This window comes from Amycolatopsis aidingensis, assembly GCF_018885265.1.
GTDB lineage: Bacteria > Actinomycetota > Actinomycetes > Mycobacteriales > Pseudonocardiaceae > Amycolatopsis > Amycolatopsis aidingensis.
The window spans coordinates 7,534,201-7,554,053 of the sequence record NZ_CP076538.1; the positions used below are offsets into that span (position 1 = coordinate 7,534,201).

The following is a 19,853-nucleotide window of genomic DNA, read 5'->3' on the forward strand; positions in this document are numbered from 1 at the left end:
AGCATTCTTGGCCGTCGTCTGTTACACCGGAGCGCGTGGACTGGACGGCTTACGTCGACAACTACTGCGAGCGGATCGCGCCGGGGCTGTGGGGAGAGCCGCTGAACACGGTCAGCAACCTGGCTTTCCTGGTCGCGGCGATGCTGATCTGGCGGAAGGCGCGGACCGCGGCCGATCCGAGGCTCGCCCGCACCCTGGCCGTGCTGCTCGGCCTGATCTTCCTGGCCAGCACCGCCTTCCACGCCCTGGCCCAGCGCTGGGCCGCGGCCGCGGACTCCGGGTTCATCCTGGTGTTCGTGCTGTACTACGCGGTGCTGTTCCCCCGCCTGTTCTTCGGGGTCCGCCCGCGCCTTGCCTGGCTGGCCGCGCCCGCCTTCATCGGCTTCACCGCGCTGGTCACCGCGGTGTTCTCCAGCATCGGGTTCGGCTCCAGCTACCTGGCGCCGCTGCTGGGACTGTTCGCCTTCGCCCTGCTGCTGGCCTTCGCAAGGGACCACACCCTGCGGCCGTACTGGCGCAGCTTCGCGCTGGCCGGCGGGGTGTTCACGGTGTCGCTCTCGCTGCGGACCGCCGACCATTCGGTATGCGGCAGCTTCCCGCCCGGCACACACTTCCTGTGGCACCTGCTGAACGCCTGCGTGCTGTACCTGGTCTCGCACACCGCGCTGAGCAGGGCCGAGCAGGTCCGGCCTCGCTCACCCGCTGCCAACCGGGCGTAGGTTCTCGTCGTGCTCGTCCACGTGGTAGTCAGCCAGCTTCGTGGTGTCCAGCCCAGGGAACACCCGCAGCCTGCGGGCCAGCAGGGTGACCAGCGCGGCCACCACCAGGTTGGCCACCAGCGCGACGATGCCGACGTAGATCTGCACCGGTGAACCGGCGAACGGCTCCCAGCCGAACAGGTTCAGCTTGCCGAGCGCCAGCGCCGAGCCGCCGAAATGCTCCTTGCCCGCGGCCGGGTTGGGGATGGTGTAGAGCAGGTAGAGGCCCCAGCCCATGCCGACGAGCCAGCCCGCGATCAGGCCCCACCGGTGCAGCCAGCGGGTGTACAGCGCGATGGCCACCGCGGGCAGGGTCTGCAGGATGATCACCCCGCCGATCAGCTGCAGGTCGATCGCGTACTGCGGGTCGATGCCCACGATGAACAGCACCGCGCCGAACTTCACCACCAGCGAGGCGGCCTTGGCCTGCCTGGCCTCCTGCCGCGGGGTGGCCCCGCGCCTGAGGTACTCCTTGTAGATGTTGCGGGTCCACAGGTTCGCCGCGGCGATGGACATGATCGCCGCGGGCACCAGCGCGCCGATCCCGATCGCGGCGAAGGCGATCCCGGCGAACCAGGAGGGGAACATGTCGTCGAAAAGGTTCGGCACGATGGTGTTGCCGTCCGGCCTGCCGGTGGCGTTGTTCAGCAACGGCTCGGTACCCGCCGCGATCGCCATGAAGCCCAGCAGCGCCAGCAGGCCGAGCAGCACCGAGTAGGCAGGCAGCGCCGACATGTTCCGCTTCAGCACGTCCCGGCCGCGGGAGGCCAGCGCCCCGGTCGCCGCATGTGGATAGAGGAAGAGCGCGAGTGCCGAGCCCAGCGCCAGGGTGGCGTACTGCAGCTGGTTGTTCCCGTTCAGCAGGATCCCGTCGTTCGGGGACGGCGTGGCGGCGAACTTCTCCCGCGCCGCCCCGAAGATCTCGCCCCAGCCGCCGAGCTTGGCCGGCAGGTAGACAACCGCCACCAGGATCACCAGGTAGATCAGCACATCCTTGACGAAGGCGATCAGCGCGGGCGCGCGCAGCCCGGACTGGTAGGTGTACAGCGCGAGGATGACGAAGGCGATCAGCAACGGAAGGTGTCCGAGGAAACCGGACTCGTTGAACCCCATCGTGCGCAGTACCGCCTCCAGGCCGACCAGCTGCAGCGCGATATAGGGCATGGTGGCGACGATGCCGGTCACCGCCACCAGCAGGGCCATGGTCGGTGAGCCGTACCGGCCGCGGACGAAGTCGGCCGGGGTGACGTAGCCGCGCGCCCTGGACACCGACCACAGCCGCAGCAGCGGCAGGAACACCAGCGGGTAGGCGATGATCGTGTAGGGCATCGCGAAGAACCCCATCGCGCCCGCGCCGAACAGCAGCGCGGGGACGGCGACGAAGGTGTAGGCGGTGTAGAGGTCACCGCCGATCAGGAACCAGGTGATCCAGGAACCGAACTTGCGGCCGCCGAGGCCCCATTCGTCCAGGTGGTCGAGGGTGGCCGCGGCCCGCCACCGGGACGCGACGAAGCCAAGCACGGTGACCAGCAGGAACAGGGCGCAGAAGATGCTCAGTTCGACCCACTGCATCAGCCGTGGCTCCCCTCGTCCAGGTCGTCCACATCCCCGTCCCGCGGCGGCGGTGCCGGGGTGGTCGGCTTGTCCCTGGTTCCGCGGTACACCAGCACGGTGCACAGCACGCCGATGGCGATCGCGACGAACTGGAACCAGTAGAAGAAGGGCATGCCGAACAGCTCCGGATCCGTCCGGTTGTACAGCGGTGTGATCAGGATCCAGAAGGGGACGAGCAGCAGCAGGTTCCACGGGCTGAACCGCAGCCCGCTCCCGCCACCGGCCTTACCTGCGGACATGCCACCTCACCTCGTCTCGCGGCCATGCTTGAGCGGGTAGACCTTAACCCTTCTCACCGGTTCGTGGTTTCCAACGAACGTACGGTTGCCCTCCCCGGCCCGGCCGGATATCAATGTTTCGTCGCAGGTAGAGGGCCTAGACAAACGGATGCGACAAAAAGAGACAAAACGATAAGGGGCAACGCTATGAAACGCACGCGCCTCGCCGTGTTGATCCCGGCGATGGCGGGCACCCTGCTGGCCGGGATCACCCCGGCGCTCGCGGAGCAGGCTGGGGCGGTCGAGGACCTCCCGCTGAACTCCACGAACATCCCCGCCCGCTACGCGAACCAGGTCCTTGCCTGGCATCCCTGCACCGAGGACGAGTTGCCCAGCCCACCGCCACCAGGGGCGGAGGGCATCGAATGCGCGACCTTCAACTCCCCGCGCAACTGGAACCGGGTGGACGACAAGATCGACGTGTCCATCGCGGTGAGCAGGCTCAAGGCCACCGGCGGGGAGGCGACCGCCAGCGTGCTGACCAACCCGGGCGGCCCCGGCGCGCCCGGCCGGATCTTCCCGGCCCGGCTGCGCAACCAGGCGAAGCTGCGCGCGCAACAGGAGATCATCGGCTTCGACCCGCGCGGGACCGGGGAGAGCACCAACATCACCTGCGGCGGCGCGATCGGCACCGGCGACTCGCTGGACCCGCGCAACCGGCATCCGCGGAACCTGAACCTCATTCTGCAGGCGACCAAGTACGCGGCGCACTCCTGCCAGCACCTCTCCGGCGAGCTCGGACCGTTGATCAACACCTATCAGACGGTCCGGGACATCGACCTGCTGCGCCTGCTGCTCGACCGACACAAGATCAACTGGGTGGGCTACTCCGCGGGGACCTGGCTTGGCACGCACTACGCGACCACCTTCCCCGAGCGCACCGGGCGGTTCGTGCTGGACTCGGCGACCGAGTTCACCACCACCTGGAAGAAGTCCTTCGACTGGCAGCCGCTCGGCTTCGAGCGCCGGTGGCGGCAGGACTTCCTGCCGTGGATGGCACGGTACGACTCGGTGTACCACTTCGGCACCACCGGGGAGCAGGCCAGGCAGACCTACGAGGACGTGCGTGCCGCGCTGGCCGAGCGTCCGGTGGAGATCGACGGTGAGCGGGTCGGCCCGAACGAGCTGGACTCCACCATCGCAGGCTCGCTGTACAGCAAGCGGGCCTTCATCGGCCTCGCCGAGCACCTGGTGAACGTGCGCACGCTGGTCGAGGGCGGCGTGTCGGCCCAGCAGCAGGCGGCCGTCGCCAAGGAGGTCAAGGCGAAGAACCCGGACACCGAGGTCACCGGCCCGCAGCCGCTGATGGTGCCGACCGACTACGACGACGCCTACGACGCCAGCTTCTGGACCATCCCGTGCAACGAGGGCCCGTGGCCGGGCAACCGGCGCAGTGTGATCCGGCAGTCCGAGCGGCTCGGTAAGCAGTACCCGCTGCTCGGCTGGGGCTGGTTGATCCAGCCGTGCATCTTCTGGAAGAACAAGCCGATCGACCTGCCGAAGGTGGACGGCGAGGGCGTGCCGCCGGTGCTGATCGTGCAGTCGGTGCACGATCCGGCCACGCCGATCGAGGGCGCCCGGCGGGCGCACCGAGCGTTCGAGGGTTCCCGGATGCTGACCATCACCGGCGAGGGCGACCACGGCATCTACGCGGGTGGCAACGCCTGCGCGGACAGCGTGGTGGAGCGCTACCTTGTGGACGGCATCGTTCCCGAGGACACCAGCTGCCCCGGCATGCCACTGCCGGTGCCGCCAGGCGCCTGACCCGTACCCAGGGGCCCCGCCGAGCGGCCTGCTCGGCGGGGCCCCTGTTCGTCATCGGCTGGTCGGCGCGATCGTGGGCGGGTTCGGGGCCTGGGAGCTAGGCGGAACCGATGGTGGCGTGGTGGCCTCGCTCGGGCCGACGGTCGCACTCGGGCTCGGCGGTCCGGTGGTGTGCGGCGGGCTCGCGGGGTCCGGGGTGGCGGGAGTGCTCGGCCCCGGTGTGCCGCGCACCGAGGCGGGCCCCGGTCCCGCGGGCACCGCGGGACCGCGCTGCCCCGGTTCGAGGGTGACCACGATCGCCACCACCGCGGCCACCGTGGTCAGGGTGCTCGCGCCGATGGCGAGCCCCCTGTTCCTGCGCCGCACCCGCCGCCCGCGGCGCAGGACCTCGGCAACGTCGATACCGATCGGCGGGCCGTCCCCCGCCGCGCGGAACAGGGCACGCACGTCCTCGTCTCGCATGTCCCTCACCTCCGCTTCTCACTCGCCAGGGACAGCCCGTCCAGCTGCGGGCCGAGCCGCTGCCGCAGGGTGGCCAGCCCGCGCGCGGCCTGGCTCTTCACCGTGCCCGTTGAGCAGCGCAACGCGGCCGCCGTCTCCTCGACGCTGAGGTCGTCCCAGTACCGCAGCACCAGCACCGCCCGCTGCCGTGGCGGTACGGCGGCCAGCGCGGACCGCAGCAGCATCCGCTGCTCGTGATCGTGCCCAGCGCCTTCGGGCCGCACCGGCGTCTCGACCTGCTCGCCGACCAGCCGCTCCCGCCACCGCCACAGCCGCCGGTTCTCCGCGAAGAAGGTGCGCACCACGACGCGCCGCGCGTAGGCGTCCAGCGCGTCACGGCGCGCAAGGCGAGGCCAGGCCAGGTACAGCCGCAGCAGCGCGGTCTGCGTGATGTCCTCTGCCCGGTGCCAGTCACCGCACAGCAGGTACGCCGTCGAGCGCAACGAGTGCACCCGCGCGGCGAAGTACCGGCTGAACTCGCCGTCGGACGGCGCGGAGGAAAGCGGCACCGTCAGGGGCGCCCGCCTGCCGGGATGTCGACCGGCACCTGTGCCCCTGGCCGGGTCTCGACCGGGGTCTGCGAGACCGGCGACGGGGTGGCGGCGGGCGGACTGGGGACGACGGTGGGCTCCTCGCTGGGCGTGACCGCGGGTGTGGAAGCAGGCGCCGGGGCGGGCGTGGAGGGGACGGGCTCCTGGGCTGGGGTGGACTCGACCGGCTTCTGCGTGGCGGGCGGCTCAGCCGGAGCGGTGTCCGCACCCGCGACCAGCGGAATGCCGACCCCCAGCCCGAGCACCACGGCGAAGCCGGACAGCACAAGACGAGTACGCATAGATCTCCCTGTTGTGGACGCCATGTGGATCTCAGTGGATCTCAGCCGGATGCCGCCTCCGGTCGGCGGCACCGCTGCCGTTACTCATGCGCCGGACCCGCCCGCGGGTTGCACCGATTTGGCGGACGATCTTCACCGGGAAGAATTCCACAGGCTGCGGCCCGAGTTGTCCACAGGCTGTGGAGAACCTGGGGGAACCCCGCATTCTGGATCGGTACTAGTATCGAATCCATGGTGCGAGTCCCGTTGACCGACCAGGAACGCGAGCGCGGCTTACGGCTGGGTGCGGTCCTACGCGAAGCGCGCGGCAAGCGGAGCATGGTCGACGTCGCGGAGCAGGCGGGGATCTCGGTGGAGACCCTGCGCAAGATCGAGACCGGCCGGATCCCGACGCCTGCCTTCTTCACCGTCGCCGCGGTGGCCGACGCGGTGGGCCTGCCGCTGGACGGCCTGCGGTCGGCTGTGGACAGCCAGGGAGCGGTGCTGGCCCCCTAGGCTGTGTTTAACACCGAACCCGTCCACGGGCCGGGGTAGCCGGTAAAGAACCGCCAACAATGCCTGTCCGGTAGTTCCGAACTGGGCTACGTTGCCTGGCATGTCGAGCAACGTTGGGCACGATGAGGTGGCCGTCCCGGTGGGCTGGCGGGCGCGGCTGCGCCAGATCGGTCCGGGAATCATGGCCGCTGCCACCGGGGTGGGCGCCGGGGACCTGGTGGCCACCATGGTCGCCGGATCGCGGTTCGGGTACACCCTGCTCTGGGCGGTGATCGTCGGCACCGTCTTCAAGATCGCCCTCGCCGAGGCGGTCGGCCGCTGGCACCTGACCTCCGGCAGGACGCTGCTGGCAGGCTGGCGCACGCTCGGCAAGTGGGTGCTGGTGTACTTCGGCGCCTACGCCGTGGTGTGGGGGTTCGTCTACGGCGCCACCGCGATGTCCGCGTCCGGGCTGCCGCTGAACGCGCTGTTCCCCGCGGTCTCGGTGCGGTACTGGGCGATGCTCTGCGGGGTGCTGGGGTTCCTGCTGGTCTGGTTCGGCCGCTACGCCCTGATCGAGAAGGTGATGACGGCGTTCGTCGGCATCATGTTCGTGACCGTGGTGGGCACGGCGGTCCTGGTGGCGCCGAACCTGCTGGACGCCGCGGGCGGCTTCGTCCCGCGGCTGCCGGAAGGCTCCTTCGTGTACGTGCTCGGCCTGATCGGCGGGGTGGGCGGCACCATCACCATGGCGGCCTACGGCTACTGGACGATGGCCAAGGGCTGGCGCTCCTCGCGGTGGCTTTCGATGATGCGGCTGGACAACACGGCCGGGTACGTCACCACCGGGATCTTCGTGATCGCCATGTTGATCGTCGGGTCGGAGCTGCTGCTGGGGCAGGGCGTCGTCAAGGGCGACAAGGGCCTGCTGATGCTCGGCAACGTGCTGGCCGCCGACTACGGCGAGTGGGCCCGGATCCCGTTCCTGATCGGGTTCTTCGCGGTGACCTTCAGCTCGCTGATCGGCGTGTGGAACGGGGTCAGCCTGCTGTTCGCCGACTGGTGGCGGACCTGGCGGCTGCCCGCGGACGCGCCGGAGGAATCGGTGGCCGACTACGACCGCAAGGCGGGCGTGCGCAGCCCGGTCTACCGCGGATACGTGCTGTGGCTGACCTTCCCGCCGATGGCGCTGCTGTTCCTTGACCGGCCGTTCCAGCTCACCGTGGCCTACGGGGCGCTCGGCGCGTTGTTCATGCCGTTCCTCGCCGCGACCCTGCTGGTGCTGCTGAACTCGCGCGGGCTCGGCCCGGATGGCCGCTCCCGCTGGCTGTCCAACGGGCTGCTCACCCTGTGCCTGGTGCTGTTCGGTTACCTGGCCGTCGACAAGCTGATCGGCCTGTTCAGCTGACCGCTAGCGGAGGATGCCGTAGGCGGTGAGGGCCAGGGTGATCAGCACGGCGGCCAGGCCGAAGGGCAGGCCGGCCAGCAGCAGGATGCCGAGCACGCCGAGGTCGGCGCCGCGGGTGACCTGGGTGACCAGCCGGACGGGCACCTGCCCGAACGGCAGGTCGGTGCCGCCGAGGTCGTCATAGCTGACCGGCGGCCGGGCGGCGGTACGCAGCACGGAACCGGTGGCCACCGGCAGGGCCAGCCAGGCGGTACCGGCCAGTGGCGCGCCGAGCAGCAGGGTCACTGCGGCCAGCACCAGACCCCAGACGGCCGCCAGCCCGCCGAGCGTCACCGCGAACCACAGCCGCAACGCGCCCGCCGAGGTGTCCAGCCAGCGCAGCTTGCCCGGCGAGCGCCACAGCTCGCCGATCCCTGCGCCGAAGGGGATCAGCGCGGCGAAGGCACCCAGCCCGACCAGCACCACGCCCGGCACGGCGGGCAGCGCGGCATGGGCGAGCCCCGCGGTGAGCGCGAGCAGCAGGGCCGAGCCCAGAAACCTGGCCCGGCCCAGCACCCCGAGCCAGGCCAGCCGCGGCAGGGTCGGGGGCCGCAGGGACCACCCGCCGATCGGCCGGGCGGACGGCAGCATCAGCATCGGGTCGAGGAAACTCACCGCGACCGAACGGATCAGGCGCTCGGCCCAGGTGTGCACCAGTCGTCGCCGCCCGGCAGCCGCCGCAACCGGTAACCGCCGCGGGGACCGCCATGGCGTTCCCGGCGCGCGGGCGGCGAGGACGAGGGCAGGGACCGCGCTGCCGGCCAGCAGGCAGGCGCCGGTCAACCAGGCCCACGGCGGGAATGTGGCCACGGTGGCCAGGAAGGTGCCGAGATAGCCAAGGGCGAGCACCCGGGTCGACCAGCCCAGCCACAACCGCCCGCTGATCGCCCGGACCCGGTCGGCGCCTGCGAAGTCCAGCCAGGTCAACGCCGCCGGTTCGGCCCAGAGAAAGGCCCGCCGCAGCAGGGACTGCCAGGCGAAGGCACAGCAGACTGCCAGCAGGCCGAGCAACACCACCGGCGCGGGACGCGCGCCGTCGAACAGCGCCTCCCGCCACCAGTCCAGCCGGAAGAACGCGGTGACCAGCAGGCCGATGCCGAACAACGCGAGGAAGGTCTGGTAGTCCCCACTGAACACCCCGGCGAAGCGGGCCCTCCCCGGCGGCCGCACGTGGTTGTTCACGACATGTCCAGCACGTGGTCGGCCGAGTCCAGCAGTGGCGGGTAGTGCGTGGCCAGTACTACCGCCGCGCCGGCTTCGGTGGCGCGGGCGACCACTGTAGACAGCCACCCCTTGCCATCGGCATCCAGCGCCCGCTCGGGCTCGTCAAGTAGCAGCACCTCGAACGGACGGGCGGTGGCACCGAGCAGCAGCAACCGTCGCCGCTGCCCGGCGGAGAGCTGGCCCGCGGTGACCCCCGCCCGCTCGGCCAGTCCCGCGTCCGCGATCAGCTCGCCGGGATCGCCGAGCTCGAAGCCGAACGAGCCTGCCAGCAGTTCCAGGTGCTGCACCGGGGTGAGCTCGGCGAAGATGTCGGAGTCGTCGAGCAGGGCGGAAACCCGGCGGCGGAACGACCGGTCCCGCTCATCGGGTGCGTGGCCCTGCACCAGCACGGTGCCCTCGGTCGGGGTCTGCATACCGTAGAGGCAGTGCAACAGGGTGGACTTCCCGGTGCCGTTGTCCCCGACCAGCGCGAGGCATTCGCCGGGGGCGAGGCTGCCGTCCACCCCGCGGAACAGCCACTCCTCGCCGAGGTGCACGCCGAGGCCGTGCGCGCTGATCGCCGGGTTCACCGCAGGAGTTCGATGACCGGCGCGAAGTCGGTCATGCTCGGCTCCAGCACGGTGAAGTAGCTGAAGCCGAACCGCTCGCGCGCGACCCGCAGCTGCTCGGCCATCTGCGCCGGGGTGCCGGTGAGCGCGGTGGGCACGTCCGCGAGCTGCGCCAGGCTGAGGTTCGGCATCTCGGCGGACAGCCGCTCCAGCGCCTCGGACCGGTCCCGGCCCGGCGTCACCCGGAAGACGATGACGTTGAACTCCACCTCATCCGCCCGCTCGCCCAGCGTGGCCATGGCGAACTCGGTGCGCTCGGCGACCACCTCGGCGGGCGCGAACACCGGCGGCGCGACGTTGGTGCCAGCCACGGTCCCGGAGAACCCGATCACATCGGCGTGCCGTGCCGCCAGCCGCAGCACCCGCTCACCCTGGCCCGCGATCATCAGCGGTGGCCCGGACGGCCGGACCGGCCGCGGCTGGTGCTCCGCGCCGGCGAACATGCCGCGCAGTGCGGTGACGGTGCGTTCGAGGTGGTCCGCGCGTTCCCCGCCGCTGGGGAACGGCAGCCCTGCCGCCTCGAACTCGGACCGGACGTAGCCCGCGCCGAGCCCCAGCTCCAGCCTGCCCCCGGTGAACTGGTCGGTGCCCGCCACCTCACGGGCCAGCAGCGCCGGGTTGTAGAAGCCCGCGTTCAGCACGTAGGTGCACAGCCGGATGCGTTCGGTGGTCTCGGCGGCCAGCACCAGCGCGGGGAACGGCGGCGGCATGCCGAGGTGGTCGGCCACCCCGAGCACGTCGTAGCCGAGTTCCTCGGCCTTGCGGCACTTGTCCACCCAGTCGGCGCGTTCGGCGGGCGCCAGCATGGTCACGCCGAACCGGAACGGTCGCGAAGTCATGCCTCCTGCATACCCGCCTCTGCTGTGAGTGTCCCGCCCACCCGTCTCCCACCACCACCCAAACGGAGACGCTGACGCGTCGCTGCACCCATTACTGCGAAATTCGCAGTGAAAGGGACACTCACAGCGGTCAGGAGAGGCGCTGTTTGAGGGCGGCCAGCTCGTCGTGCATGGTCGAGGGCACCTTGTCGCCGATCTTGGCGAACCATTCCTCGATCATCGGGATCTCCTGGCGCCACTCGTCCACGTCCACGGCCAGCGCGGCCTCGATGTCCTCCCGCGGCTCCTTGACCCCGTCCAGGTCCAGGTCGTCGGCGGTGGGCACGTAGCCGATCGGCGTCTCGGTCGCGCTCGCGGTGCCCTCGATCCGCTCGATGATCCACTTCAGCACGCGGGAGTTCTCGCCGAATCCGGGCCACAGGATGCGCCGGTCATCCCCGCGGCGGAACCAGTTCACGTAGTAGATCTTCGGCAGCTTGGCGTCGTCGGCGTTCTTGCCCAGCTGCACCCAGTGGTTGAAGTAGTCCCCGGCGTGGTAGCCGATGAACGGCAGCATCGCCATCGGGTCACGGCGTACCTCGCCGACCTTGCCCGCGGCGGCCGCGGTCTTCTCCGAGGACATGGTGGTGCCCATGAACACCCCGTGCTGCCAGTCCCGCGCCTCGTTCACCAGCGGCACGGTGGTGGCGCGGCGGCCGCCGAACAGGATCGCCGAGATCGGCACGCCCTTGGGGTCGTCCCACTCCGGCGCCAGGATCGGGCACTGCGACATCGGCGTGCAGTACCGCGAGTTCGGGTGCGCGGCCGGCTCATCGGAGTCCGGGGTCCAGTCCTGCCGCTTCCAGGAGGTGGCGTGCGCGGGCTCACCCTCCATGCCTTCCCACCACACGTCACCCTCTTCGGTGAGCGCCACGTTGGTGAACACCGAGTTGCCCTTCTCGATGGTGCGCATCGCGTTCGGGTTGGTGTGCCAGTTGGTGCCCGGCGCGACGCCGAAGAACCCGGCCTCCGGGTTCACCGCGTACAGCCTGCCGTCCTCGCCGAACCGCATCCAGGCGATGTCGTCGCCGAGGGTCTCCACCCGCCAGCCGGGGATGGTCGGCTGCAACATCGCCAGGTTGGTCTTGCCGCAGGCGCTGGGGAAGGCCGCGGCGATGTAGTAGGCCTTGTTCTCCGGGGAGATCAGCTTGAGGATCAGCATGTGCTCGGCGAGCCAGCCCTCGTCCCGTGCCATCACCGAGGCGATCCGCAGCGAGTAGCACTTCTTGCCGAGCAGCGAGTTGCCGCCGTAGCCGGAGCCGTAGCTCCAGATCATCCGCTCCTCGGGAAAGTGCGTGATGTACTTGGTGTCGTTACACGGCCACGGCACGTCCTGCTCGCCCGGCTCCAGCGGCGCGCCGACCGAGTGCAGCGCGGGCACGAACTCGCGCTCGTTGCCGTCGTCGTCGATGAACTTCTCCAGCGCCGCCGCGCCCATCCTGGTCATCACCCGCATCGAGGCGACCACGTAGGCGAAGTCGGTGATCTCGATCCCCAGCTTCGGCTTGTCGTCCCCGAGCGGCCCCATGCAGAACGGGATGACGTACATCGTCCGACCACGCATGCAGCCCCGGTAGAGCTCGGTCATGGTCGCCTTCATCTCGTCCGGGTGCATCCAGTTGTTGGTCGGTCCGGCATCCGCCTCGTCCCGCGAGCAGATGAAGGTGCGCTCCTCCACCCGCGCGACGTCGGAGGGGTCGGAGGCGGCCCAGTACGAGTTGGGCTTCGACTTCAGCGGCACGAACGTCCCGGCTGCCACGAGCTCGGCGTTCAGGCGCTCGGCTTCCGCATCGGAGCCGTCCACCCACACCACTCGGTCCGGGGTGGTCAGCTCAGCGACCTCCCGGACCCAGGACAGCACGCGGCTGTGCGTGGTCGGCGCGCTGCTCAGTCCGGGGATGGCTACTGCAGTCATCTCTTCTCCTGACTCCGACGAACAAGAGCCCACGCCGAACTCGCGAGTTCGGAGCGGGCTCCTTTGCCGGCGACCGAATGGCTTCGCACACCGGCCGGACCGGCGTACGTGGTTTTGGGGATTCCTTGAGAGTAGCCGGGTGACTGACCAGTAACCGAGCCCTGACCTGTCGGTTCTCTCACAAGAACGATCAGGGAATCGATTCAGATATCGCTGGATCGGCGCAGTGGGCGAAATCTTCCGGCCGTTACGCGAACGGGTCCGGCACGGAAGCCGTGCCGGACCCGCGTGGTTTGTCCGGATTCCCGGTCACCCCGGGAGCGGGGGTTCAGTTCTGGCTGATCCACTGGCCGGTGGCCGAGTCGATCCGGGCCACGCCCTCAACGGGCTGCTGTCCGCCACCGCCCCAGGCGGCATCGCCTGCGGCGTCGGCGGGCTCGCCGGCCACGCGGCCCGCGGTCTCCGTCTCGGTCCACTGCCCGTCGCCGGTGTGCTCGTAGGTTGTCGACTCGCCGGTCTGGTCGATCACCACCGCCACATCGGCGTCACCGTCGCCATCCACATCGGTGAACCCGATCGTGTTACCCGAGTCGTCCTGCACCACGGCGGTGTCGTTCACCCCATCGTGGTTGGTGTCCACGGTGGCCGGGCCCACCTCGGCCTCGCCGTCCGGCAGGTCCGCGGTCATCGGGCCGTCCGAGCCGGTCTGGGTGTCGGTATCGGTTCCGGTGCCGCCGGTGGTTCCGGGCTCGGTCGACACCCAGTCCCCGCCCGCCTCGTCATAGGCCGCGTGGGTGACGAGGTTGCCGTCCGCGTCGAGCTGGACGTACTCGTCGGCGTCCCCGTCCCCGTCGACATCCACGAACGCCTGGACACTGCCGTCCTCGCGCTCGATCAGCGCGGTGTCGTCCACGCCGTCCTCGTTGATGTCGAAGTTGACCTCGGCCGTGTAGTCCTCACCCTCCACGGTGACGGTCATCTCGTCCGGGGTGCCAGTGGCGCCAGTGGTGTCCACGGTGTCGGCTCCACCGGTCTCATCGACCCACACAGGGAACTCCCCCTCGTACTGCCGGCTCGCGCCGGAATTTCAGGGCTTGTCTTCGCTAGTGAGACTCACCGTATTCCGCTTTGGTTCCACCGCACAACAACCTGGCTCCTGCCGTCACTCAACTCGGCATCCCACCGGCTCCGAGCAGCGCACACCAGTGGTCGGTCTCGTTCATCACCAGCAGCCGGTAGCGCCGTTGCGGTGGCTCACCGCCCTGCGGGTTACCCCTGGTCACGTCCAGCCAGAAGGCGACGTCCCGCCCGGACTCCATCGCCGGTTCCTCGCTCAGGGTGGCCTCGACCTGCTGTTGGGTGAACTCGCGGATGGCGTACTCCCCATCCGACTCGCTCAGCGAGCAGCTCAGGCCGACCAGCGCCTTGGGGTCGCGCTCGTTCACCGCCGTGACGTAGGCGGCCGCGAACTGCCGCGGATCCTGGGCAGGACCGTCCTCCCCGGACAGCAGGAGCACCAGGGTGAGCGCGCCGCCACCGAGCAGCAGCACGGCGCCGATGACCAGGCCGACGATCAGGCCGGTGTTGCGCCTGCGCGGCGGATACCCGTACGGCTGCGGCCCGGGGTACTGGTACCCCCAGCCCTGCTGCGGTGGGTAGCTCACGAGCCGTCCCGCAGTGCCCGGATCCGGCCGAGGAAGTTCTCCGCGCGGTCCCGCCCCTCGGTGACCTCCTTGATCCGCTTGGTCACCTGGGCCAGCTTCTTCGACCGTTCCTGCGCGTCCATCTTGATCGTCTTGTCGACTTCCTTGAGTTCGGCCTCGATGGCCTCGATCCGCCTGCTCAGCGCCTCGTCCAGGGCGAGCGAAAGCTGCTGCTCCGCCTCGATCAGCTGCTCCGCGACGAGCTGGTCCAGTGTGGAGCGGGCGTCCGCGATCGACTCGACCAGCCATTGCTTCAGATGCTGCTTGTCCGCCGCGTGCCTGCGGGTGCGGGACATCCACCAGCCCGCGCCGAGGCCGATCACGATGGTGGCAGGCAGCACCACCGAACTGGCCAGCGCCCCGACCAGCGGCAGGGCGACCAGCTTGCCCGCGCCGACCCCGCCGGAGACACCCATGAACACCAGCAGCTTGTCCTCGGCGGTCGGCGGCCGCTTTTCCGGCGGGCGCAGCACCACCGGTGGTCCGCCCGCCCTCGCGAACTGCGCCCGGATGACCTCCAGTTCCTCGGCGGAGAACAACTCGGCCAGCGCGGCGTCGGTGACCTGGTTCAACCGCTGCGCCAGCAGGCCGGACATCCGCTGCGACACGGCCTGCAGGGTGAGGTCCACCTGCCGGGGCAGCTCGGTCAGCTGTTCCCGTTTGGCGGCGTCGATCTGCTGCCGGAAGTAGGACTGGGCGTCCCGGATCTGCCTGCTGGTCTCGTGCCCGATGTCCACCCGCGCCCGCTGCACCTCGCCACGCAGCTTCAGCTGCCAGCCGCGGGTGGAGCTGCGGCGCTGCGCCGCCAGCTCGTCCCGCCGCTCGCGCAGCGAGGTCGCCTCGGCCTCCCCCGAGGACAGCGCCCTGCTCTCGGCCCGCAGCCGGGCATGCTGCTCACCCAGCGCGGTGGACAGCGCCCGCAGGGTGTTCGCCTCGCCCAGCATGGCCGACCGGCCGACCAGCAGTTCCTGCAGCGCGGCCTGTAGTTCCGCGATCCCGGACTTCTCCCGCAGCATGGCAGCCGCCTGGTCGTTCGGTGCCTTGCCCGCCATCTCGAACATGCGCGCGGACACCGGGTGCAGCACGGCCTCGGCGAACCGGGGCGCGTGCTCGGCCAGCAGCGCGCGATCGGCATCGAGCACCTCACGCCACCCGCGGAACTGATCTGTTTTGGACAGTGCGAACAGGACAGTCTCGACCCGGTCGGACATCTCGCGCAGGAAGTGCAGCTCGCTCGCGGTGAACGGGGCGGAGGCGTCGACCACGAACAGCAGCGCGGTGGCGTTGGCCGCGGCCTCCATCGACAGCTCACCGTGCGCGGTGTCCAGCCCGCCGACCCCCGGGGTATCCACAATAGATAGACGTTCGAGCAGCGGCACCGGGCCGGCGACCTCGACGTACCGCGGCGGGAGCTGCCCCTCCGGCAGCTCATGGGTCGCCGAGGACCAGCGGGGCAGTTCCTCCAGCTCGAACCCGACCGGCGCCAGCTGGCCGGGGTAGCAGGCCTGCGCCGACCACTGCTCGGCGTGCTCGAACACCAGGTAGGTCGAGGTGGCCACATCGGCGTCGACCGGGGAAAGGCCCTGGGTGGCGAGCAGCGCGTTGACCAGTGAGCTCTTGCCCCGCTTGGTCTCGCCGACCACCACGACCGATGGCTTGCCGGACCGGGCGCGGCGCTGATCCTCCACCCACTTCGCGGCCTGCGGGTCGAGCTCGCGCAGCAGCCCGAGCAGGGCCTGACTTGCCTGCTTGACCTGGGTGGGCAGCGCGGGCTTGCCGGGCGAGGGTGCCGTCATCGCAGCTAACCCTAGCGCCGGGTGTAGACCGTGACGACCGGCGCACGCAACAGCTGGTTGCGGTCGGCGAACCCGACCACCTCGGTCTCGGCCACCGTGCCCTCGAGCGTCGTATCCTCGGTCGGCACGGCACCGCCCGCCTCGTGCAGTGCGGGGTCGAACCGCTGCCCCTCCGGCCGCAGCGCGGTCACCCCGATGGCGGCAAGCCCCTGCTCGAGCCGCTCGGCGACACCGCCACTGCGCGCGCGGTCGATCGCGTACAGGCAGAGCTGGATCAGCGCGCGGCGATCGGACAGCGCCTGTTCCAGTGCGCTGTCCCCGGCAGGCATGGTGACTGGTGCGGGCTCCACGCCCGGTTTCGACGCGGCGTCCGCCCGCTCGGTTCCCCCGGTTTCGCCGTCGACCTCGCGCACGATCCGGGCCAGGTCGGTGCCGCCAAGCTGGCCGGTCGGCCCGTCGGGGTCCTCGGCGTCCGCGCGGGAGGCGGTGGTGTCCCGGGGTTTGTCCTTACGAAACCACGCGGCCATGGCTGTCCTTCTTGGGTTCGCGGAGTTGCTGCCAGATCAGGAAGTACGCCCGGTGCACCACATGCGCCACCCGGCTCTGCGCCGGGGTGGCGCCGAAGGAGGCGAAGGAACGCCACCACCCGGCCCGTTCCAGCGCGAACGCGGCCAGCTCCGGCCGCGCCGCACCGGGCATGCCGAGCTGCGCCCCGATCTCGGCGTTGCTGCCGACCCGCAGCACCTCCTCGGTGAGGTCCTCGGGCATGTCCACCGCGCCGGATGCCACCAGGGTCAGCGCCTCGAGCAGGCGTAGCTGATGCGCCTCGGGCTTGGCCAGCAGCACCTCGATGGCATCGTGCACCCGCTGCCGCTCGGCCTGATCCCCGCTGGCCTGCGCCAGCGCGGTGATCGAGGCCAGCGCGGCCGCGGCCTTGATGCCGTCGGCCCTGGCCGCGAACACCACCTCCAGCCTGCCGCGTACCTCGGCGAGCCCGGAGGCGTCCAGCAGGCTGCGGCGCAGCGCACCCGCGGTGATCCGCGGTTCGGCCCGGATCGCCTGGACCGCGCGCCGGATGCCGTACAGATCGAGTTTCTCCAGCAGGCGCACCCTGGTGCCGGCCGGGATCTCGCAGTCCCAGCTGGTGAAGATGTCGGCCGAGATCAGCATGGTGTCCAGCACCTCATCGGCCAGCTCGGACACCTGGCGCAGTGCCTCGGCATCGGCGGAGGTGAACCCGCCGGACTCGGCCGACTCGGCGAGCAGGCCGATCACCGGGAGCACGTCTGCCACCCGGGGCCGCAGCATGGCGGCCTGCTTCCCGGCCAGCACGGTGGCGGCCTTCCACACATCCCCCTCGGCGCCCTCCACCGACTCCGGCGCGATGGTGTCCGCCTTGTTCAGCACCGCGATGGCGTTCACCGGGCCGGCCTCGCGGCTGGCCGTGGCCGCGGTGAAGGCCGCGAGCGCCTGCTGGTCATCGGCCCGCACCCCCTGGGTGACCACGTAGAGCACGGCCTCGGCCCCGGTGACCGCGTTGCGCGAGGTGTCGTCCAGCTCACCGGCCTCTTCGGCCCCGCCATCCGCCTCCGCGGTGGCGCCCTGGCCGTCCTGGCCATCCTTGCTGCCCTGCTTGGCCGCGCCGAGCAGTTGCTCGGTCCGGGACACCGAGGCCGCGTCCAGCGAACCCAGCCCCGGGGTGTCGATCACCGTCATGTGCTGCAGCACGGCGTTGGTCAGGTAGGCCTCGATATGCGAGACCTCCTCGATGTTCACCCCCAGCTCGGCGGGGATCATGCCATCCGCCGCGAACGGCAGCACCTGCGTGCGGCCGTCGGTGAACACCACCTCGATCCGGTCCACGGTGCCGTACTGGAAGCGCGTCACCAGCCGGGTGCACTCGCCGATGTCCGTTGGCGCCACCCGCCGCCCGATCAGCGCGTTGACCAGCGTGGACTTACCGGACTTGATCCGCCCGGCCACGGCGACCTGCAATGGGGCACCCAGCCGCCGCAGCACCTCGGCGAACCCCGCCGCGGTGCGCGCGGAAACCTGCGGTTGCAGGCGGTGGCACAGGTTGGCCACCGATGTGGAAAGCGGCCCGGCGAGCCGCCCATGCCCGGTAGCTGTCACGCGGAAATCGTGCCACGGGAGTCATCCCGCGGTCGCACCCAAGGTGCTACCGCCGCGTGACGCGGGGGTCACGGGCGGCGGCCTAGAGTTGCCTGGTGCGACGGCTGAGTCTGTGGATGCGGGCGCACCCAATGGTCGGGGACAGCCTGCTCGCCGCTGCGTTGTTCACCGTGGATGTGCTGATCTTCCTGCTGGAAGACCTGCCCATGCCGGCCTGGTACGTGACGGTGCCGCTGGACCTGCTGCTGGTGCTGCCGCTGGTGATCCGGCGCAGGCACCCGCTGTGGTCGGCGTATCTGGTGCTGCTGTTCGCGCTGCCGCCCAACCTGCTGCGGCTCGGCCTGGCCGCGGTGTTCTGCACCGCGATCGCGATCTACACCGTGGTGGTCTACGCCGGGCGCAAGCAGGGCGCGATCTACGCGGTCGCCTCCATGGCCACGCACCTGCTCGCCGAGTTCGTCATGGCCGAGCCCGACTGGGTGGCCAACGCCGTCACCGTGACGTTGATCTTCGTGCTCTGCTGGGTGCTCGGCGAGTACGTGGGCGCGCGCCGGGCCTATCACGCCGAACTGGAGGCGAGGTTGCACCTGTTGGAAACCGAACGCGGGCAGGCGGCCCGGATCGCGGTGGCGGAGGAGCGCGGCCGGATCGCAAGGGAACTGCATGATGTGGTGGCACACGCGGTCAGCGTGATCGTGGTGCAGGCCGACGGGGCCTCCTACATGATCAGGTCCAACCCTGAGCTGGCCGAACGCGCGGTGCAGACGATCTCGGAGACCGGCCGCGGGGCGCTGGCCGAGCTGCGCAGGCTGCTGGACCTGCTGCGCGGCGAGGGCAGGAGCGGTGAGCCGCGGGTCCCGCAGCCGGACGCGGCCACCCTCGCCGAGCTGGCCGAGCGGGTGCGGGGGGCCGGGGTCCCGGTGCACCTCGAGGTCGATGGCGAGCTGAACGACCTGCCGGCCGGGGTGTCCCTCGGGGTGTACCGGATCGTCCAGGAATCGCTGACCAACACCCTCAAGCACGCGGGCCCCGGAGCGTCGGCCACGGTACGGGTGCGGCAGGCCGCGGACACGGTGGAGATCGAGGTGACCGACGACGGCGGGAACAGCGGTGCGCTGGTGGCAGCCGGGGAGAGCACCGAGGTTCCTGGCGGCAACGGGCTGATCGGCATGCGGGAGCGGGCGCATGTCTTCGGCGGCACCATCGAGGTGGGACCCGCCCCTGGCGGGGGCTGGCGGGTGCGGGCCAGCCTGCCGGTTAGGTTGGCCCCGTGATCCGTGTCGTACTGGTGGACGACCAGGAGCTGATGCGCGTCGGCTTCCGGATGGTGCTGGGCGCCCAGCCGGATATCGACGTGGTCGGTGAGGCCGCCGACGGCCAGGAGGCGGTGCGGCTGGCCGAGCAGGAGCGGCCGGACGTGGTGCTGATGGACGTGCGGATGCCGGTGCTGGACGGGGTGGAGGCCACCAAGCGGATCGTGGCGGCGGGTACCTCCCGGGTGCTGGTGATGACCACCTTCGACCTCGACGAGTACGTCTACTCGGCTCTGCAGGGCGGGGCCAGTGGTTTCCTGCTCAAGGACACCCCGCCGGATCACCTGGTGACCGCGCTGCGCGCGGTGGCCAGCGGGGACGCCGTGGTGTCGCCGAGCGTGACCAGGCGGCTGCTGGACCGGTTCATCGGCAGCGGCGGAGCGCCACCGCGGGACCCCGCCGCCCTGGACGTGCTCACCGACCGCGAGCGCGAGGTGCTGGTGCTGATCGGCAAGGGGCTCTCCAACACCGAGATCGCGGACCGGCTGTTCCTCTCCGAGGCCACGGTGAAGACGCATGTCGGCCGGATACTGGCCAAACTGGAGCTACGCGACCGGGTGCAGGCCGTGGTGCTCAGCTACGAGACCGGTCTGGTCCGGCCAGGAGTCGAATAGC

General features: G+C 70.5%; 20 protein-coding genes. 6 read left to right on the forward strand and 14 right to left on the reverse strand.

What is annotated here, in order from left to right:
- Positions 1–35 precede the first annotated feature (35 nt).
- On the forward strand, positions 36–719 hold the full coding sequence (locus tag KOI47_RS34725; RefSeq protein ID WP_216211971.1) for a ceramidase domain-containing protein: 684 nt from the start codon (positions 36–38) through the stop codon (positions 717–719).
- Here KOI47_RS34725 and mctP read toward each other — a convergent pair.
- A complete protein-coding gene (gene mctP, locus KOI47_RS34730) occupies positions 696–2,330 on the reverse strand; it encodes a monocarboxylate uptake permease MctP (protein ID WP_216211975.1) in 1,635 nt (544 codons plus the stop codon). The two genes, KOI47_RS34725 and mctP, sit on opposite strands and share 24 nt — an antisense overlap.
- Positions 2,330–2,611, reverse strand: coding sequence for a DUF3311 domain-containing protein (locus KOI47_RS34735; protein WP_216211978.1), 282 nt, complete (start codon positions 2,609–2,611; stop codon positions 2,330–2,332). Before KOI47_RS34735 ends, mctP begins: the two co-directional genes overlap by 1 nt.
- Positions 2,612–2,797: 186 nt before the next feature.
- Here KOI47_RS34735 and KOI47_RS34740 point away from each other — a divergent pair, with 186 nt between their 5' ends.
- Positions 2,798–4,414: an alpha/beta hydrolase gene (locus tag KOI47_RS34740; protein ID WP_216211980.1), complete on the forward strand. Its 1,617-nt coding sequence runs from the start codon at positions 2,798–2,800 to the stop codon at positions 4,412–4,414.
- Positions 4,415–4,465: 51 nt separating this feature from the next.
- Here KOI47_RS34740 and KOI47_RS34745 read toward each other — a convergent pair whose 3' ends face one another.
- The 3 genes from KOI47_RS34745 to KOI47_RS34755 are packed head-to-tail and all read right to left on the reverse strand — an operon-like array spanning position 4,466 to position 5,747.
- Complete coding sequence (locus tag KOI47_RS34745; RefSeq protein ID WP_216211983.1) at positions 4,466–4,876, reverse strand: hypothetical protein; 411 nt, start codon at positions 4,874–4,876, stop codon at positions 4,466–4,468.
- A 5-nt stretch (positions 4,877–4,881) separates the two neighbouring features.
- Positions 4,882–5,424, reverse strand: a complete 543-nt coding sequence (locus tag KOI47_RS34750) for a SigE family RNA polymerase sigma factor (protein ID WP_216211986.1) — start codon at positions 5,422–5,424, stop codon at positions 4,882–4,884.
- Positions 5,425–5,426: 2 nt separating this feature from the next.
- Positions 5,427–5,747 carry a hypothetical protein gene (locus KOI47_RS34755; protein ID WP_216211989.1) on the reverse strand — a complete coding sequence of 107 codons (321 nt, stop codon included), beginning with the start codon at positions 5,745–5,747 and terminating at the stop codon, positions 5,427–5,429.
- Positions 5,748–5,978: 231 nt separating this feature from the next.
- Here KOI47_RS34755 and KOI47_RS34760 point away from each other — a divergent pair, with 231 nt between their 5' ends.
- Together KOI47_RS34760 and KOI47_RS34765 are read left to right on the forward strand one after the other, a co-directional pair.
- On the forward strand, positions 5,979–6,242 hold the full coding sequence (locus KOI47_RS34760; protein ID WP_216211992.1) for a helix-turn-helix domain-containing protein: 264 nt from the start codon (positions 5,979–5,981) through the stop codon (positions 6,240–6,242).
- A 100-nt stretch (positions 6,243–6,342) separates the two neighbouring features.
- Positions 6,343–7,629 (forward strand): Nramp family divalent metal transporter, encoded by a 1,287-nt coding sequence (locus KOI47_RS34765; protein WP_216211995.1) that lies wholly within the window; start codon positions 6,343–6,345, stop codon positions 7,627–7,629.
- Positions 7,630–7,632: 3 nt separating this feature from the next.
- On the opposite strand, the gene KOI47_RS34770 is transcribed toward KOI47_RS34765, so the two are convergent.
- The 9 genes from KOI47_RS34770 to KOI47_RS34810 all read right to left on the reverse strand — a co-directional run bounded on the left by KOI47_RS34770 (position 7,633) and on the right by KOI47_RS34810 (position 17,925).
- Positions 7,633–8,850 (reverse strand): hypothetical protein, encoded by a 1,218-nt coding sequence (locus tag KOI47_RS34770; RefSeq protein ID WP_216211999.1) that lies wholly within the window; start codon positions 8,848–8,850, stop codon positions 7,633–7,635.
- The gene (locus tag KOI47_RS34775; protein ID WP_216212001.1) at positions 8,847–9,461 is read right to left on the reverse strand and encodes an ABC transporter ATP-binding protein; all 615 of its coding nucleotides are present in this window, start codon (positions 9,459–9,461) and stop codon (positions 8,847–8,849) included. Before KOI47_RS34775 ends, KOI47_RS34770 begins: the two co-directional genes overlap by 4 nt.
- Positions 9,458–10,339, reverse strand: a complete 882-nt coding sequence (locus tag KOI47_RS34780; RefSeq protein WP_216212004.1) for an LLM class F420-dependent oxidoreductase — start codon at positions 10,337–10,339, stop codon at positions 9,458–9,460. The genes KOI47_RS34775 and KOI47_RS34780 overlap by 4 nt, the downstream gene beginning before the upstream one ends.
- Positions 10,340–10,469: 130 nt before the next feature.
- On the reverse strand, positions 10,470–12,293 hold the full coding sequence (locus KOI47_RS34785) for a phosphoenolpyruvate carboxykinase (GTP) (protein ID WP_216212007.1): 1,824 nt from the start codon (positions 12,291–12,293) through the stop codon (positions 10,470–10,472).
- A 328-nt stretch (positions 12,294–12,621) separates the two neighbouring features.
- A complete protein-coding gene (locus tag KOI47_RS34790; RefSeq protein ID WP_216212010.1) occupies positions 12,622–13,341 on the reverse strand; it encodes a hypothetical protein in 720 nt (239 codons plus the stop codon).
- A 118-nt stretch (positions 13,342–13,459) separates the two neighbouring features.
- Positions 13,460–13,957: a hypothetical protein gene (locus tag KOI47_RS34795; RefSeq protein WP_216212013.1), complete on the reverse strand. Its 498-nt coding sequence runs from the start codon at positions 13,955–13,957 to the stop codon at positions 13,460–13,462.
- Positions 13,954–15,792: a dynamin family protein gene (locus tag KOI47_RS34800; protein WP_216212016.1), complete on the reverse strand. Its 1,839-nt coding sequence runs from the start codon at positions 15,790–15,792 to the stop codon at positions 13,954–13,956. Before KOI47_RS34800 ends, KOI47_RS34795 begins: the two co-directional genes overlap by 4 nt.
- A gap of 11 nt (positions 15,793–15,803) precedes the next feature.
- Positions 15,804–16,319: a nucleotide exchange factor GrpE gene (grpE, locus tag KOI47_RS34805; RefSeq protein WP_216212019.1), complete on the reverse strand. Its 516-nt coding sequence runs from the start codon at positions 16,317–16,319 to the stop codon at positions 15,804–15,806.
- On the reverse strand, positions 16,300–17,925 hold the full coding sequence (locus KOI47_RS34810) for a dynamin family protein (RefSeq protein WP_216212022.1): 1,626 nt from the start codon (positions 17,923–17,925) through the stop codon (positions 16,300–16,302). Before KOI47_RS34810 ends, grpE begins: the two co-directional genes overlap by 20 nt.
- 116 nt (positions 17,926–18,041) lie before the next feature.
- Here KOI47_RS34810 and KOI47_RS34815 point away from each other — a divergent pair, with 116 nt between their 5' ends.
- Together KOI47_RS34815 and KOI47_RS34820 are read left to right on the forward strand one after the other, a co-directional pair.
- The gene (locus tag KOI47_RS34815; RefSeq protein WP_456319001.1) at positions 18,042–19,199 is read left to right on the forward strand and encodes a sensor histidine kinase; all 1,158 of its coding nucleotides are present in this window, start codon (positions 18,042–18,044) and stop codon (positions 19,197–19,199) included.
- Positions 19,196–19,852: a response regulator gene (locus KOI47_RS34820; protein WP_216212025.1), complete on the forward strand. Its 657-nt coding sequence runs from the start codon at positions 19,196–19,198 to the stop codon at positions 19,850–19,852. The genes KOI47_RS34815 and KOI47_RS34820 overlap by 4 nt, the downstream gene beginning before the upstream one ends.
- Position 19,853 lies beyond the last annotated feature (1 nt).